This is a genomic window from Ruminococcus sp. D54t1_190329_F1, from assembly GCF_015551645.1.
Taxonomy (GTDB): domain Bacteria; phylum Bacillota; class Clostridia; order Lachnospirales; family Lachnospiraceae; genus Blautia_A; species Blautia_A faecis.
Genome location: NZ_JADNDC010000018.1, coordinates 53,099 through 70,009, shown reverse-complemented (window position 1 = coordinate 70,009; position 16,911 = coordinate 53,099). Strand labels below are relative to the sequence as shown.

Genomic DNA, 16,911 nt, shown 5'->3' with positions numbered 1-16,911 from the left:
ATGGGGAAAAGAATATGACAATTGAAGAGAGAAAATTAACACCTGCCGGACAGGGGAATCTGCAACAGATCAAATTGGGAATACCGGTAGTGGAAGCATTGAATCGGATGGCAGAGGATCCCATGGGGGAAAATGAAAAGCTGCTTTTAAGGATTCTGGAACAAAATAAGGATACGGAATATGGAAGGAAATATGGCTTTGCGAATATTCATTCCATAGAAGAATACCAGAAGAAGGTTCCGGTCAGTGTATACGATGATTATGCAGGCTATATTTTAAGAATGAGTGAGGATGGGGAGGAGAATCTGATTACCTCCGGTAAGGTTGTACATTATAACAAGTCTTCAGGAACGGTTGGAAATCCCAAGCGTATACCGTTGACGGAAGAGGCTTTTCAGGTTTTTCAGAAGTATAATGGTCCCTACCGTATGGGTCTGGTCGCAAAAGAACTCGGAGAAGACTGGATCAACGGACGGAATATGTCCATTGCGGAATCCATTGCAGAGATCCAGCACGTGAAAAGCGGTGTTACTTATGGGGCTTTGTCAGTAAAAATGATCGGTGAATTCCGCCCTTACCTCGGAATGAGTTTTACATCTCCCGATGAAGCAATTTATCCGGAATCGGAAACCAACACCAGATATCTGCATGCACGTTTCGGACTGATGGACCAGGATCTTACGAATATGGCAGCGAACTTTCTTGGATTTTTACTGGAAGTATTGCGTTATATGGAACAGCATTGGGAGCTTCTGGTTAATGATATTGAACAGGGAACGATTGATCTGGGTATTAAAATGTCAGAGGAAGTCCGTTCCAGTCTCTTAAAGAAAATTCAGCCCATGCCGGAGAGAGCGCAGGAACTGAGGGGAATTTTCATGCAGGGGTTTGAGGAACCGATTGTACCGAAGCTGTGGCCTCATGCACAGTTCCTTACCGGTGTCGGTTCCGGTGGATTTAAGGTTTATGCTGATAAGATCAAAGAGAAATATATGGGAGAAAAAATAGCCCGTTATTTTACCGGAATTAATGCATCTGAAGGCATGATCAGTGTCCCGTACCGGTTAAATGATGAGAAGAGCGTGCCGGTTCCGGACAGTATGTTCTATGAATTTCTGCCGACAGACGCAGATGATGATTTCTCCAAAATAGTAACGATAGATCAGCTTGAGACAGGTAAAGAATATGAAGTGATTGTTACGAATCTTTCCGGTTTTTACCGGTATCGTATGCGTGATGCGGTAAAGATTGCAGGAAAATATAAGAATCTGCCGATTCTGGAATTCATCGGACGTATTGATCAGACAGTCAGTATTATGGGGGAGAAGACAACAGAAGTGGCACTCAGGACTGCCGCAGAGGATACAGCAAAGCAGCTTGGCTTTGACATGATTGATTTTACAGTATATCCGGATGTTGAACATGTTCCTCCACGTTATACTTATTTTATGGAAATCGAAAGCCTTCCGGAGGGGATGAAAGCAAAGGAAATCCGTTTTTTTCTGGAGAGGAATCTTGCTAAGGCCAATCCGTCCATGGGAGATAAGGTGGCAAAAGGAATCTGTGCGCCAACTAAGTTAAATATCTTAGAGCCGGAGACATATAGCTTATACCGTGATCTGATGATAATGAAGGGAATTGCGCCGGCACAGCTGAAGCCTGTGCACATTATCCGGAATGAACTGCAGCGGAAATTCTTTTTCAGTCAGACAGAATACGGGGTGGAGCTTGTAAAATAAATGGAAGGACTTTGTGAAAATAAAAGGAGAAGCCTATGAAAATTTTAGCTTTAGTAGCAAGCCAGGACAGTACTGTGGAAGATGTTAAGACAAATGGAAGAAGGCAGATGCAGGCACTGATAGGTAAAGATAAGGAAGTGCTTTTCTGCGAATATTCCACGATTGAAATTTGCAGGAACGGGGAACTTGCGATCACCTGTCTGGGCGAAAAAATGGAAAAGCCGGATTATTTCTGGCCACTACTTGGATCCACGGATGGATTTATTCTGGAGAATATGCTTCAGGATGCGGGAATTCCATCTATTTTAAATCTGCGTGAGCTTCAGGTCGCAAGAAGTAAGATTGCAACTTATCAGAGATTTGCACAGAATGGAATACGGGTGCCTGATACGATGGTGTTTTTCAAAGATTCTGATCCCGAAACACTGTCTGGTCGTTTTGGTTATCCATTTGTTGTGAAGCCGGACAGTGGATTTGGCGGGATTGGTGTAGAACTGATCCATAACGGCCAGGAGCTTAAGGATTACTTTGCAACTCTTTCCTATGGACAGGCTTATGTGGCACAGGAATATATTGCTACTTCCAAAGGAAGAGACATCCGTGTTGTTGTTCTCCATGGCAGATATTATTTTTCGATGGAGCGCCATGCATCGAATCCTGATGAATTCCGTTCGAATGTACATGTGGGTGGAACTACACAGGAGAAGACTCTTACCGAAGAAGAAAAGGTATTCTGTGAAAAGGTGGCGTCCATATTTGATCTTCCGATTATCGGACTGGATCTTATGATTGGTGATGGAGAGTATGTGCTGGCAGAGGTAAATGCATTTCCGGGTATGCCGGGGCGTAAGATGATGGATGCATATGCTTCCGTTATTGATGATTTTATGGAGGGACAGGCATGACCGGATTTTTGCGAAGAGTATTAAGCCCATACAGGGGACTTTTGATACTGGTCATTTTACTGCAGCTTGGTCAGTCCTTTTTAACCATGTATCTGCCAACAATCAATTCCAGAGTGATCGATTATGGTGTGGCGAATGCGGATGCTGCATATATCATGCATCAGGGAATTCTCATGCTGGGAATAGCTCTTATCCAGTTTCTGCTATCAACCTTGGCTGGTATTTTCGGAGCAAAGGTGGCACTGATGACCGGACGGGATTTGAGGGAGCAGGTTTATGAGAAGCTGATACATTTTTCACGCAGGATGATCGGAAGCATGGGAGCTCCTACGCTGATTACAAGGGCAACAAACGATGTACAGCAGGTAATCCAGTTTATTACGTTCTTATTTACCGCGATTATCGCAGCACCGATGATGTTTATCGGAGGTCTTGTGCTTGCCTTGTCCCAAAGCGTGAAGCTTTCGGTAGTATTGCTTGTGACGATACCTCTGCTGCTTGGGGTTTCTGTGGTATTTTTAAAGCTGATCCTTCCTTATTATAGAGAACAGCAGACGAAAATAGATGAGATGAATACCGTACTCAGGGATCAGATTTCCGGTATCCGTGTGGTAAAGGCCTTTACGAAGGAACAAGGCGAGAAGGAACGCTTTGAACGGATTAACGGAGATCTTTCAAGGATTAATACCAGCATCGGTAAGATTACAGGGCTGATGCAGCCAATCTTTACCCTGACAATGAGCTTTGCCAATATTTCGCTGATCTGGCTTGGCGGCCGTATGGCGGGGAACGGTCAGGTACAGATTGGACAGGTGATCGGCTTCGTAACCTACATATCCTTTATTCTGACAGCAACCCTGATGGCTTCCATGATTTTTATTATGCTGCCAAGAGCCGAGGTATCGGTTACACGTATTGAAGAGATTTTAAACAGTGAAAGTGAAATTCAGGACAGAGAGGATGCTTTTTTGCCAGAGCAGTTCCGGGGAGAAATATGTTTTGAACATGTGACGTATTCCTATGCACCGGATAATGAGCAGGTGGAGCCTGTATTGAAGGACATTTCCTTCTGCGCACAGCCGGGTAAAACGACGGCGATTATCGGATCTACCGGATGTGGTAAGACTACCTTGCTTGATATGATTCCACGTCTTGCAGATGTGACAGAGGGGACGGTCTTCGTAGATGGCATGGATGTCCGGAAGCTGTTAAGGCATGAGCTTGATCAGGCAATCGGCATGGTTCCGCAGAAGGCTTTCCTGTTTTCGGGGACGCTGGAGGACAATCTGCGGGATGGAAAACCGGATGCAACACAGGAAGAACTCTGGGAGGCTCTTTCGATTGCGCAGGCAAAGGAATTCGTGGAGAAAAACGAACGTGGTCTTAAGATGAAGATTTCCGAAGGGGGAACAAACTTTTCGGGCGGGCAGCGGCAGCGGCTTGCAATCGCAAGAGCAATTGTCCGCAGACCCTCCATCTATTTGTTTGATGATTCGTTCTCTGCACTGGATTACCGGACAGACCAGGAGCTGCGAAGAGCACTGAAGCCGGTTACACAGAATGCGGCTGTGATTATTGTTGCACAGAGAATCAGTACCATTAAGGATGCTGACCAGATCCTTGTGATGAATCAGGGACGTATTGAAGCGGTTGGAACACATGAAGAACTCATGCAAAGCAGCCGGACTTATCAGGAAATTGTGGCTTCCCAGCCCACAGATAAGGAGGTGGCATCATGAGTACAAAGCAGAAAAAGACCATACAAAAGGGGTCTTTCAAGCGGCTGTTAAAGCTCTTCTTCTTTAAAAATAAGATGCTGACCGCTCTTATGCTGTTCAGTATTATTATTTCAGCGGTTGCTACAGCGCTGGGACCGCAGTATCTGGGGTATGCAACGGATTCCATTGTACAGGATATGTCAAACCCGGTAAGCAGTAACATTCACTGGGACCGGTTTTTCTTCTGGGCAGGGATATCGAGTGTGATTTTTCTGATCCAGTTCGTATCGAAATGGCTGTCCGCATGGTTTTCCACACGGATCATCTCTGATACGGCGAAAGAATTGCGCAGTCAGGTAGAGACAAAGCTATGGTCGCTGCCATTAAATTATTTTGATACAAACAGTCACGGAGATATCATGAGCCGGACCACAAATGATATTGATAATGTGGTCACGACTCTGAATTCTTCCGGTGCAGATACGATTTACAGTATTTTCCAGCTGGTCGGGATGATTGTCATGATGACTGCAATTAACTGGAGGCTGGCATTGATCACTGTGATCATTATTCCGGTCTCGGGCTGGATTGTGACCCTGATTTCCAGGTTTGTGCGTAAGGAATATCAGAAGCAGTGGTATTATACCGGAATGATTAACAGTAATGTGGAAGAGAGTGTGAACGGACACAATATTGTGAAGCTTTATGGTCAGGAAGAGAAGTTCGTGGAAGCTTTCAGGAAGCAGAATCGTCTGCTGTATGAATCTTCCTTCAAAGCTATGGCCGTATCGAACCTGATTCAACCATTGTCCCGGTTCTTTACGAATCTGAATTATGTGATTGTGGCATTGGGAGGTGCTTTACGGGTAATATCCGGACAGATGACGGTCGGAGATGTGCAGGCATTTATTCAGTATACCAGACAGTTTCAGACACCCTTTTCCAAGCTGTCCCAGGCGTATTCTTCACTGCAGTCCGGAATAGCGTCTCTTGACCGGATCTATGAGCTGTTAGATAGTGAAGATCAGGCTGAAGAAAAACCGGAAGCCAGAGAGAGCTACCGGTTGCAGGGAAAGATCGATTTCCGGGATGTGAGCTTTTCTTATGTACCTGAGAGGAAGCTGATTGAACATATGAACCTTGTTGTAGAACCGGGCCAGATGGTCGCTATTGTTGGAGGAACTGGTGCCGGCAAGACAACACTTGTAAATCTGATTGAACGATTTTATGAAGTAAACATTGGAGAAATTATTTTTGATGACAAAGTAGAAATTCACGACCTTACAAGAGCATGCCTGCGGGAGAACATTGCAATGGTTCTGCAGGACACCTGGGTGTATAAAGGAACGATCGGAGACAATCTGAAATATGGTTTGAAACGGGAAATCACGGAAGAAGAATTCCGGAATGCATGCCGGGAGACCTTCGTGGATCAGTTTGTAAGTACACTGCCTGATGGTTATCAGACTGTAATTTCCAATGAAATGTCAAGCCTTTCTGCCGGAGAAAAGCAGTTGTTGACGATCTGCAGGGCATTTCTTGTGAAACCGAATATTCTCATTTTGGATGAGGCAACAAGTTCTGTAGATACCAGAACCGAAGCCATGATTGATCAGGCACTTGATAAGCTGCGGGAGGGACGGACAAGCTTTGTCATTGCCCACCGTCTGTCCACAATTCGCAATGCAGACGTAATCCTGGTTATGGAGAACGGGCATATCGTGGAGCAGGGCAGCCACAAAGAGCTATTAGCACAAAACGGAGCCTATGCCAGATTATATCAGGCACAGTTTGAATCATAGAAAATAGGCGGAGGAAGAGATTATGCGTATTGTATTTTATAGTGCGTCAACATCAGCACATTCCAATTCATCAACAAAAACAACCTACCAGCCGTTCCGGGCAGATACCTGGGATGAAATGGACCGGCTTTATCCGGACTGCGAATTTGTTGTAGCAGGACCCCTGAATGGTTCTTACATTTTTGACGTGGCAGATGGGGAAATCTGCAAAAAACCTGAGAAGGTGAAATACGTGCTTTTGGAGAGTGGAATGAGTGCGGAGGATACGGCAGAGCTGATTGCACAGCAGAGACCGGATATTGCTGTAGCAATTGCATCGGGAGCCGTTCCCTTTGACTGGGTACCGATCAAGACCGCTCTCATTGCTGAGGAATTACAGAAAAGAGGAATTGCAACCATTGCCAATAATACGCTGGTGTCAGTGGCAGCATTTGATAAGTGGCGTAGTAATATCATGTTCCGCAGCTTTGTCAAAGCGGCAAAGGGAATCTATATTCACCATGAGCTGTTTCTTGCGGAGAAGAAGAATCCGGGTGTCAGTGTAAATGTATATAAGGAATATGTTTTTTATCGGATTAAGGAAATAAACTTTCCGGTCATTGTGAAGGATACATTAGGTGCAGGGTCAATCGGAGTGGAAATCATGAACTCCTATGAGGAAGTAGAGAGCTTTCTTAATTCCGATCGGAACAATTCAGATATAATGGTGGAAGAACTGATTCAGGGAGAACAGTTCGGAACGGAAATTCATGGTGTAGAGGGACGTTACAGTGTCCTTCCGCCGATCGCCTTTTCTGTAACAAAAGAGGGCATTACAGATCCGTTAAGCTCTGTAAAATTTGGTCCGGTGACGGATCCTTCCTATCATTTTGAAAAGGTACAGGAAGAACTGCTTAATATGGCACAGAGTTTGAAATTTGAAGGAACGGTGCAGGTCGATCTGGTTTACCGGGCAGGAGAATGGTATATTATCGAAATTAATCCAAGATGGTCCGGAATGACAACAACAACGGCTGCCATGGAGGGAAGAAATCCACTATCTATTTTTGTGGACAGTATACTCGGAACTGACAAAAATTACAGTATGAAACGGAACCTGAAATATGCATTGAACTTTAAGATGAAAGCAAGGTCGCAGGAGGATCTGATCCGATTATATGGGAATCCGCATGTGGATTATATTATGCAGCTGGAAACCTCAGTGGCAGGTATGGAGAAGATCAACTATTGCGAGGTTGTTATCAGCACCGATCAGGAAAAAGAAGATATTATGAATATCCTGAATGAACTGGAAGAGGAATTCCCGGGGCTTGTTTCCGATGATGTGAAAGCAAATGCCGGAGAGCTTGTTGCAAAATATCAATGAGAATTCGGCGGTCGATAAAACCGCCGTTTTCTGCTGTTTGGAGAAATTAAAACCATTTTGCAGCGTATTGTTGTAATTGTTCCTGGACATTCCGGTAGCTGTATTTGCTGACCGGGATTATTTCCTGATTATTCAGTGTGATTTCAAAGCGTCTGATTGAACGGACAGCATACAGAGAAACAATGTAGCATCTGTGACATTGCACGAAGATATCTTTCGGCAGAGTTTCACGGACTGCAGAAAGGGATTTATATATCTTCGTGACAGTACCGTCCTGAAGGTGAATCTGCAGTTCTTTATTGATTATTTCAATATAGGTAATATCCCTGATATGAAAGGATACAGTTCTGGACGGAGTGTCGATTATAATGGATTTCGGGATCAGATGTCGGATTGCACGGGTTAGTGCTTCTGCAAGTTTTTGACGGCTGACCGGCTTGAGGATATAACCTACAGGTTCAGCAGAATATGCATCGAATACAAATTTCTCACTGCTGGAAATGAAGATAACGGGAATTTGGTTTTCAGTGTCACGGAGACATTCTGCAAAGCTGATCCCATTGTTTTCACCCAGCATAATATCAAGAATCAGAATGTCACAGCTTTTGGGAGTATTCTGCAATGTATTTTTTAATTCTGAAATAGAAGTATATTTTCGAATCTCGCAGGATTCTCCCATGGATGCTAAAATATCGATGATCATTTCTGATATCTGCGTTAAAAAAATCGGTTCATCATCACAGATGACAATATGGTACATAGTGAAAGCCTCCTATTATTCGTTATTTTCGTCAAGACAAAGCGTTGTTGTTACAGCAAAAAAGCCACCACGTACCTGTACGTTCAGTATACCATTGTATTTTTCGGCGATACCATTGATGATCTTAAGACCGTAACCGTGCCTGTCACTGTTCTTTTTACTGGATTTATATTTTCCATTCGTGATTCTCAAGTTATCCTCATTGCAGGAGTTTTCACATTTAATAAACAGAAAATTTCCCTTTGAATGGAGATTCAGTCGGATGACCCGCTGTCCTTCAGAAACCTTCTGACACCCTTCTACTGCATTTTCCAATATATTTGTCAACATCCGGCACAAATCAATGTCTTCCATGTTGAGTCTTCTGCCAATGATAATACTGTACTCCACTATGGCTTTATAACGGCTGGCACGTTCTGCGAATTCTGAAAGGATGGAATTGACCAGAGCATTGGCTGTGTAGGTGACAAAAGGAAGCTGTTCGGCTTCTTCAGTAAATTTCTGTATATACTGTCTGGCACCTGCATAGTCCTCCTGTTTAAGATAGGAGGACAGGGCATTCATATGATGCCGGATCTCATGGTGTATTTCCAGGATATGTTCATTGTTTTCTGCCTGATTCCGGTAGTTTTCCAGCATGCGCTCGGAAATCCGCTGTTCTTCCTGTTTGCTGCGGATGTATCCCATGACACTGAAGAATACGGCATACACCACGAAAGCAAATACTGCAAACAGTACAAACATAACATGGACAACTATATTATTGGAAAGATTTATTATGCTTGAGAACTGTGCAATGCTGGCAATCAGAATAAACAAAGCAGGGAGGGAGCAGAGAATCTTCCAGATACGTGATTCCAGATCTGCATTGATCATAGTACGGATTCGCTCCATCAGCATGAGAAATGGTTTCGCAAGAACCAGATTTATGATAAGTGTGAGAGCCAGTGCAAAGGGCGGATACATAAAATAATCGGATGGAAACCGGAAAGTACGGTGCAAAAAGGTAACGGTGCTTGTAACAAAGAATCCGTAGCTCATTACAACAAAAAATACAAATAGTTTTTCTGCTATTTTTGCCTGGATGATAAAACAATACAACACTCCGAACAGTAGCAGGGCAATATAAAAAATAACATTCCAGATCAGCTCTTTGTAATCACCGCCGATGTTGAACTGTGCGATAAGAGAAAACGGAATGACCATTACAATAAAAATGGACAGTGCCATAAGCATTGTCTTTTTTGTGCTTAGGCGGAAACGATCCCGGAATGGATACAAACAGAAAAATGCATAAGGAAAAATCTGAAGAGAAAATCCGCAGAAATAACGCAATGCTATCATAAAACCCTCCTGTCATAAAGATAGATAATGGCCAGGTTACCTATTAAAAATAAGTATACCATTGGCAGAGGGCAAAATCAAATCATATGAAGGTCTTTTCACACCATATTTTGACTATTCACGCAAAAATATAGACAAGGAAGTCAAATTCAAATAACATAAATAATATAGATGCAGAAAACTGTCAAAATGAGGAGAGCTTTTGATACGGTATATATGCCCGAAAGTTTGCTTTTACTGGCATCGTAAAGGAAAAAATATAAGAAAAGGAGACTAAAAAATGAAGAAAAGAATGATTATTGTGACGGCACTGATTATGGGAACTCTGGGAGCAGAATGTGTGAGTGTCCAGGCATCGGATACGTTACCTGAACTGACAAAAGACAATGCACTGGAACAGATGATGAAAGCAGGAGAAACAGACAGTCTTGTAAGCAATCATAAAAGCTATGAAGCTACCTGTGAATATATACTGCAGAATACAAAGGTATATGACTATGAAGATTCTGAAGTGATGTATGTAGATATGTATGGTACTACCCAGATGCTCTATAAAGATGGCGAATTAAAATACGGAAAAGAAGGAGATGAGTATCTCTCCTGTCTGTATATTGATGAAGCAGATGGAAATGCAGATGATCTTATAAGCTTTTACACAGATGAAACCATAGAGGAAGAAGTGACGGATCTGAAGGAAGATGGTGATACGATCATTATACAGACAAAGGTACCTGAAGAACTTACGCAGAGCACATTGAATTCTCAGGGAGATGGAGAATCCTACACAGAGGGAGACTGGATTTCTATGGAATATGTGGTTGCTTCGGATGATTACAGACCACTGAAACATACTCAGATTCTGAATCATAGGGACGGCACTTCGGAAGAAGCTTCGAAGATGGAATTCTCCTACGGCGTGGACAGGCCTGAGGATGTAGCAGATCTCTGTGAAAAGTACGAAGAAGCAGAAAAAGCAGAAGGTGATGTACGTAATGTGACAGTTACTGCAGCTCCTGGTACAGAGCAGGAAAAGGATTATACAATCACGGTTCCAGCAGATAATCATGTATGGATCATGCTTCATGACGATAATTCTTATTACATTATGTATACAGATAAGGAGTGTAAAGAACTGTACGAGCCAGAGGAAGATGTGAAAGAAGACACACATCTCTATGCAGAGATTGAGTCTTATGAAGAGGCGGAGGATGAAGTATGAGGAGTTTGAGCGTATTTATCAGGAATATTATCTGAAAATTTTGACATTTATACATAAAAGAGTTCCTGATCTGTATGAAGCGGAAGAACTGACTGGAGATGTATTTCTGTCTTTTTACAGAAATATGGACAGTTATGATGAAGAAAAAGGTAGTATAGCTACCTGGTTGTATGCAATCACAGCAAACCGCCTGAAAAACTATTATAGGGATAAAAAGACTCATTATTCTCTGGAAATCCTGAAGCAGCAGACAATTCCCCGGGAAAAAATGCCGGAAGAGATTGTGGCAAAGATTATGAGAGAAGAGACATTAAGAAAAAGTCTGGAGCAGCTTTCTGACAGAGAACGGGAAATTCTTCTGGGAAGATTTTATTATCAGAAAAGTTCCACAGAGCTTGGCAGGCAGATGAATTTATCACCGGGAAATGTAAGGATGATACAGAAACGTGCTCTGGAGAAGTTGCGAATGATTATGGAAAAACAGGGGGAATAGGCGTTCAGGCTACAGAGACTCTGCCTGAACTGACTGGGGATAATGCATTGTAATAGATTATGAAAGCCGGATGACATATTTCAGATATGAGATATTTGCATATGGGTAGTTTGAAGAGGAGGGAATTGTATATGTGGACAAGGAGAGAATTGAAAGAGTGTGCCAAACAGCTTTTAAAGATAAATTATTGGAAAGCAGTTCTGGCAGGAGTTATATTATCCCTGATTGGAGGTTCAGGAGTGGTCTCGGTAGTAGAAAGGTCTTCTTCCGGAAGTTTTGATGAAGTGATAGGCGCAGTAGAAACTGATGATTTTGGCCTTGTTTTAGGAATTGCACTTGGAATTGTGGCAGTTGCGTTGCTTGTTAACTTTATTATGACGATTTTGATTTGGAATCCTCTGGAGGTGGGATGTAAAAAGCTGTTTATTCAATGTGAATACGGAACAGCGGAGACGAGATGTATCTGGTCGGTGATCAACAGGAGAGATGGAAAGAATGTTGGCTGGATTATGTTTTTGCGGACATTGTTTGTAAGCTTATGGAGTCTTTTGTTTATAATTCCGGGAATTATAAAACAGTATGAGTATATGATGATTCCGTTTTTGTTGGCAGAGAATCCACAGATGAATCGAAAAGAAGCTTTTGAAAAGAGCCGTCAGATGATGAAGGGAAATAAGTGGGCTGCATTTGTATTAGATCTGTCTTTTATAGGATGGAGCCTTCTGGGGATTATAACATTCGGGTTGGTTAATATATTCTTTGCCGGACCATATCAGTATTTAACACAGTCACAGCTTTATTTTCGCCTGAAAGAACAGCAGAAAGAGGAAAGCTATGGATATTGAGTATTTATTGTACCTGCAACAATTTCGCGAAACGGTTGGCAGTATTCTGACACCGCTTATGAATGCAGTAACAAAGCTGTCCGCAGGATTTTTACCTATTGCAATGATGTGTATGATTTACTGGGCATTTGACCGGAAGGCGGGACGAAAAATCCTGGCAGGACTTGGGGGCGGTCTGTTTATCAACGGATTTTTAAAGCTTACTTTCTGTGTCTATCGCCCATGGATACGGGATACACGGATTTTACCCTATGGTGATTCTAAAACAGCAGCTACCGGATATTCATTTCCAAGTGGGCATACAACGCGGGCAACGGCTATGTTCGGTGGAAGTGGACTTTGGTTCATGGAAAAAAAGCACAGTGTCGTTGCAGGTCTGTTGTTTGTGCTGGTATTCCTGACTATGTTTTCACGAAATTATCTGGGAGTACATACTCCGCAGGATGTTCTGGTGGGATTTATATCAACAGCAGTTATGATGTATCTGACCGGGTGGTTGGAATTGTGGAGTGAAAAAGAAAAAAAAAGAGACCTCATGATTCTTGTGGCAGGGCTTTTGATCTGTATTGCTGCTGTGCTGTACTATGAATACAAACCATATCCACTTGATTATCTGCCGGATGGATCACTTCTGGTTGATCCTGCTAAAATGCGGGGAGATGCATATGAAGGAGTCGGATTTATTGCATCCTTTGTCATCTGCAGGATACTGGAAAAAAGACAATTAGATTTTGACAGAATTTCGCAAAAGCTAAGGTTGTTTATCAGTATTTTTGCATTAATTCCTTTGTACTGGTGGATAAATACAGGGTGCCCATATATAATAGAAGAAATAAGCCGAAGCCTTGGCAAGTTCCTCAGATTTGGGCTTGGAATCATATATATCATGGTGCTGGTGCCAGGAACGGTGGTACTGGCAGGAACTCTGACTAATCGTGGAAGTGATAAGGTGACCAGAGAAAAACAGGGGCAGCCCTAAGGCTGCCCGGAAGGATTGATATAGTTATTTACGAATAGGACTTCAACGCTTTTTGAATTTCCTCCATATTCATGCCTCGTTTTAACATATTGTTTATCCTCATCTGCTCCCTATATCTGGGATCATCCATAGTAGGACGGCCAAAACCACCGGCAACATTTTCTAATTCTTCTTCAGATAATTCGTTTGTAATGTTCTGTTTGATTTCGCTCATAATAGTTCTCCTTTCCTGTAAGAATTCGAATGCTTCCTATCTGTTTATAAACATCAGAAGAGGATTTGTCACATTATATGAAGAAAAAATTATTTTTATCTAGAGATCTTTGATGCAAAGCGTCAGAGACCAGATACAATAAACAAATGATAAAAATACAGCATCAGTCAGATGATATGATAAACAAATTGCATACTGGAGGATGGAAAAGTGGATAAACAGAGTATATTTAGAAGGGAAAGTCTTGATCGTGTTGAAAACAGAACACAATTTCGAAAGGAGAACAGTTATGTTGAAAAGTAGAGGCGGACGAGAAGAAAATGAGAAACTTCTTCTTTCAGTAAAAGAAACTTGCGGACTTACCGGATTGTCTGAAAGGACAGTGCGAACTTTAATGGCAGAAAATGATTTTACCGTTCGGATTGGGCGAAGAACCCTTGTTCATAAGAAAAAATTTGAGAAATGGCTGGAAAAACAGGAGACTTGAATATTTTTCTGGAACGTGTTAATATTCTGATGTACTTGTGATCTGGTCGGGAAAGGATGAAAACCAGATATTATGAGGTGTTTTATATTATTTTAAACACTGGGATGCGTATTGGAGAACTGGCAGCTCTTATGTGGGAAGACATTGATTTTCATGCACACCGAATCCGCATTTACAAAACACTTAATAAAACTACGATATTTTATGATGATAGTAAGAGAAGAATAAGATGAATACAAATGAAACAAAAAATGAAAATACCGTGCAGAAACCGTGCAGTAACACTTCCAAAAGCGGCGCAAATGTAGATAAATCAAGGGGTTCTGGCAAAAGAATGAACATGTCGCCCATGATGCAGGAATACTGCAAAACAAAAGAAGAATACAAAGACTGCATCTTATTTTATCGTCTCGGGGATTTCTACGAGATGTTTTTTGATGATGCACTTCTGGTATCCAAGGAGCTGGAACTGACGCTCACCGGTAAAGACTGCGGTCTGGAAGAACGTGCTCCTATGTGTGGAATTCCCTTTCATGCAGCTGATACCTATATTAACCGTCTTATTGAACGGGGACATAAAGTTGCAATCTGCGAACAGGTAGAGGATCCGAAAAAAGCAAAAGGACTTGTAAAGCGTGCTGTTATCCGTGTGGTTACTCCCGGAACTACTTTAGATGCAACTTCTTTGGATGAGTCAAAGAACAATTATCTGATGTCAATTGTCTCCATAGCAGACCGCTTTGGTTGTGCAATAGCGGATATTACCACAGGTGACTGTTTCCTTACAGAAGTACCAAATAGCCAGAAACTGGTTGATGAGATCAACAAATTCAGTCCGGCTGAAATCATATGTAATGATTCCTTTTTTATGAGTGGGGTTGACACAGACGATTTGAAAGAACGTCTTGGAATTTGTATTTTTTCCCTGGATGCCTGGTATTTCGATGATGATACCTGCAGAAAAGAATTAAGGGAACATTTTCACGTAACCAATCTGGAAGGCCTTGGAATCAGCGATTATGACAGTGGAATCATAGCTGCCGGAGCGCTGTTTTTGTATCTTAAGGAAACGCAGAAGACTGCACTTTCTCAGATGACTACCATCCGTCCTTATACGGCAGAGCGTTATATGCTGATTGACAGCTCCAGCCGACGAAATCTGGAGTTGGTGGAGACCCTCCGTGAAAAGCAGAAAAGAGGTTCTCTTCTCTGGGTACTGGATAAGACTAAAACAGCCATGGGTGCCCGTACTCTTCGCTCCTTTGTGGAACAGCCACTGATCGATGCAGAAGAGATCAATCGCAGACTGGAAGCTCTTGAAGAGCTGAATGAGAAACCGATGCTCCGCGATGAGATCCGGGAATATCTCAATCCAGTGTATGACCTGGAGCGTCTGGTCAGCCGCATCAGCTTTAAGTCTGCAAATCCAAGAGATATGGTAGCATTTGCGTCCTCTCTGGAAATGATTCCTTATATTAAACAGGTTCTCAAGGACTTTCAGGCACCGATTCTGAAAGAAATCTACGAGGACATGGACAGTCTTGAAGATATTACAGATCTGATCAAGCACGCCATTGTAGATGAACCGCCCCTTGCCCAGAAGGATGGAGGCATTATTCGTGAAGGCTTTAACGAAGATGTGGATAAATTCCGCAGTGCCCGCACAGATGGAAAAAAATGGCTTACAGAGCTGGAAACAAAGGAACGTGAGCGTACCGGAATCAAATCCCTGAAGATCAAATATAACCGTGTATTCGGCTATGCCCTTGAGGTAACCAATACGTTTAAAGAACTGGTGCCGGAGAACTACATCCGTAAACAGACTCTTGCAAATGCAGAACGTTATATTACCGAGGAGTTGAAAAACCTTGAAAATATGATCCTTGGCGCTGAAGATAAACTTTATGCCCTGGAATACGAGCTGTTTTCCAATGTCCGTGATAAAGTTGGCCAGGAAGTGATAAGAATCCAGCGTACAGCCAAGGCAATTGCAGGTCTGGATGTGTTTGCATCCCTGGCGCTTGTTGCTGAGCGCAATCATTATGTACGTCCGAAGGTAAATGAAGGCGGAATTATAGATATCAAAGGTGGTCGTCATCCGGTTGTAGAGCAGATGATCGATAATGATATGTTCATTGCCAACGATACATACCTTGACAATACTAAAAAAAGAGTTTCCATTATTACAGGTCCAAATATGGCAGGTAAATCCACATACATGCGCCAGACTGCGTTGATCGTACTTATGGCACAGATTGGAAGCTTTGTTCCGGCAGATAAGGCTGTAATTGGAATTGTGGACAGAATCTTTACTCGTGTAGGTGCATCAGATGACCTTGCCAGCGGACAGAGTACTTTCATGGTGGAAATGACTGAGGTGGCCAATATCCTTCGAAATGCCACTGCCAAGAGCCTTCTGATCCTGGATGAGATTGGCCGTGGAACCAGTACCTTTGATGGTCTTGCCATTGCCTGGGCAGTGATTGAACATATCAGTAATACAAAGCTTTGTGGAGCCAAGACATTATTTGCCACACATTATCATGAACTGACTGAACTGGAAGGAAAACTATCTGGCGTTACCAACTACTGCATTGCAGTTAAGGAAAAAGGTGACGATATTGTTTTTCTCCGCAAGATTGTAAAAGGCGGCGCAGATAAGAGTTATGGAATTCAGGTCGCCAAGCTGGCAGGTGTTCCGGATTCTGTTATTAACCGTGCAAAAGAGCTGGTTGAGGAATTAAGCGATGCAGACATTACTGCTGCTGTAAAAGATCTGGCTTCACCGAAGAAGAAGCCGAAGGTAGAAATGGATATGGCGCAGATGTCATTATTTGACACTGTACAAGACAATGACATTATTGAAGAATTAAAAGGCATTGACATTGGAAATCTGACTCCCATGGAAGCCTTAAATACGTTATACAATCTTCAGAATAAGATAAAGAACAGATGGTAACTGACAGCTGACTTTCATATATGGTGCTGTCACCGGCAGGCGACATGTCCGTATTGTGAACCGAAGCGGTCAACCTGCTTT

General features: G+C 42.6%; 14 protein-coding genes. 11 read left to right on the top strand and 3 right to left on the bottom strand.

What is annotated here, in order from left to right; all coding sequences use genetic code 11:
• The first annotated feature begins 14 nt into the window (after nt 1–14).
• Genes I2D69_RS10105 through I2D69_RS10085 form a run of 5 tightly spaced genes read left to right on the top strand, consistent with a single transcriptional unit; the run spans nt 15 to nt 7,530 of the window.
• Nucleotides 15–1,739, top strand: coding sequence for a GH3 auxin-responsive promoter family protein (locus I2D69_RS10105; RefSeq protein WP_148462063.1), 1,725 nt, complete (start codon nt 15–17; stop codon nt 1,737–1,739).
• A 35-nt stretch (nt 1,740–1,774) separates the two neighbouring features.
• Entirely contained in the window at nt 1,775–2,644 is an 870-nt protein-coding gene (locus tag I2D69_RS10100; protein ID WP_173770167.1) for an ATP-grasp domain-containing protein, read from the top strand.
• Nucleotides 2,641–4,383: an ABC transporter ATP-binding protein gene (locus tag I2D69_RS10095; RefSeq protein ID WP_173736151.1), complete on the top strand. Its 1,743-nt coding sequence runs from the start codon at nt 2,641–2,643 to the stop codon at nt 4,381–4,383. Before I2D69_RS10100 ends, I2D69_RS10095 begins: the two co-directional genes overlap by 4 nt.
• Complete coding sequence (locus I2D69_RS10090) at nt 4,380–6,164, top strand: ABC transporter ATP-binding protein (RefSeq protein WP_148462065.1); 1,785 nt, start codon at nt 4,380–4,382, stop codon at nt 6,162–6,164. The genes I2D69_RS10095 and I2D69_RS10090 overlap by 4 nt, the downstream gene beginning before the upstream one ends.
• A gap of 22 nt (nt 6,165–6,186) precedes the next feature.
• Nucleotides 6,187–7,530 (top strand): ATP-grasp domain-containing protein, encoded by a 1,344-nt coding sequence (locus I2D69_RS10085; protein ID WP_148462066.1) that lies wholly within the window; start codon nt 6,187–6,189, stop codon nt 7,528–7,530.
• A 46-nt stretch (nt 7,531–7,576) separates the two neighbouring features.
• On the opposite strand, the gene I2D69_RS10080 is transcribed toward I2D69_RS10085, so the two are convergent.
• Together I2D69_RS10080 and I2D69_RS10075 are read right to left on the bottom strand one after the other, a co-directional pair.
• Nucleotides 7,577–8,290, bottom strand: coding sequence for a LytTR family DNA-binding domain-containing protein (locus I2D69_RS10080; protein ID WP_148462067.1), 714 nt, complete (start codon nt 8,288–8,290; stop codon nt 7,577–7,579).
• A gap of 15 nt (nt 8,291–8,305) precedes the next feature.
• The gene (locus I2D69_RS10075) at nt 8,306–9,634 is read right to left on the bottom strand and encodes a GHKL domain-containing protein (RefSeq protein WP_148462068.1); all 1,329 of its coding nucleotides are present in this window, start codon (nt 9,632–9,634) and stop codon (nt 8,306–8,308) included.
• A 280-nt stretch (nt 9,635–9,914) separates the two neighbouring features.
• On the opposite strand from I2D69_RS10075, the gene I2D69_RS10070 reads away from it, so the two are divergent.
• The 4 genes from I2D69_RS10070 (at nt 9,915) to I2D69_RS10055 (ending at nt 13,170) form a co-directional block, all read left to right on the top strand.
• Nucleotides 9,915–10,853, top strand: coding sequence for a hypothetical protein (locus I2D69_RS10070; protein WP_148462069.1), 939 nt, complete (start codon nt 9,915–9,917; stop codon nt 10,851–10,853).
• The gene (locus I2D69_RS10065) at nt 10,843–11,346 is read left to right on the top strand and encodes a sigma-70 family RNA polymerase sigma factor (RefSeq protein WP_226815539.1); all 504 of its coding nucleotides are present in this window, start codon (nt 10,843–10,845) and stop codon (nt 11,344–11,346) included. The genes I2D69_RS10070 and I2D69_RS10065 overlap by 11 nt, the downstream gene beginning before the upstream one ends.
• Nucleotides 11,347–11,477: 131 nt before the next feature.
• Nucleotides 11,478–12,191, top strand: a complete 714-nt coding sequence (locus tag I2D69_RS10060) for a DUF975 family protein (RefSeq protein WP_117676027.1) — start codon at nt 11,478–11,480, stop codon at nt 12,189–12,191.
• Nucleotides 12,181–13,170 (top strand): phosphatase PAP2 family protein, encoded by a 990-nt coding sequence (locus tag I2D69_RS10055; protein ID WP_118330790.1) that lies wholly within the window; start codon nt 12,181–12,183, stop codon nt 13,168–13,170. The genes I2D69_RS10060 and I2D69_RS10055 overlap by 11 nt, the downstream gene beginning before the upstream one ends.
• 28 nt (nt 13,171–13,198) lie before the next feature.
• On the opposite strand, the gene I2D69_RS10050 is transcribed toward I2D69_RS10055, so the two are convergent.
• Nucleotides 13,199–13,384 carry a hypothetical protein gene (locus tag I2D69_RS10050; RefSeq protein ID WP_148462071.1) on the bottom strand — a complete coding sequence of 62 codons (186 nt, stop codon included), beginning with the start codon at nt 13,382–13,384 and terminating at the stop codon, nt 13,199–13,201.
• Between the two features lie 289 nt (nt 13,385–13,673).
• Between I2D69_RS10050 and I2D69_RS10045 the strand changes: the two genes are divergently transcribed.
• Both I2D69_RS10045 and mutS read left to right on the top strand, forming a co-directional pair.
• Nucleotides 13,674–13,871, top strand: a complete 198-nt coding sequence (locus tag I2D69_RS10045; protein WP_173718917.1) for a helix-turn-helix domain-containing protein — start codon at nt 13,674–13,676, stop codon at nt 13,869–13,871.
• 334 nt (nt 13,872–14,205) lie between these two features.
• Entirely contained in the window at nt 14,206–16,830 is a 2,625-nt protein-coding gene (gene mutS, locus I2D69_RS10035; protein ID WP_334285830.1) for a DNA mismatch repair protein MutS, read from the top strand.
• Nucleotides 16,831–16,911: the final 81 nt, after the last annotated feature.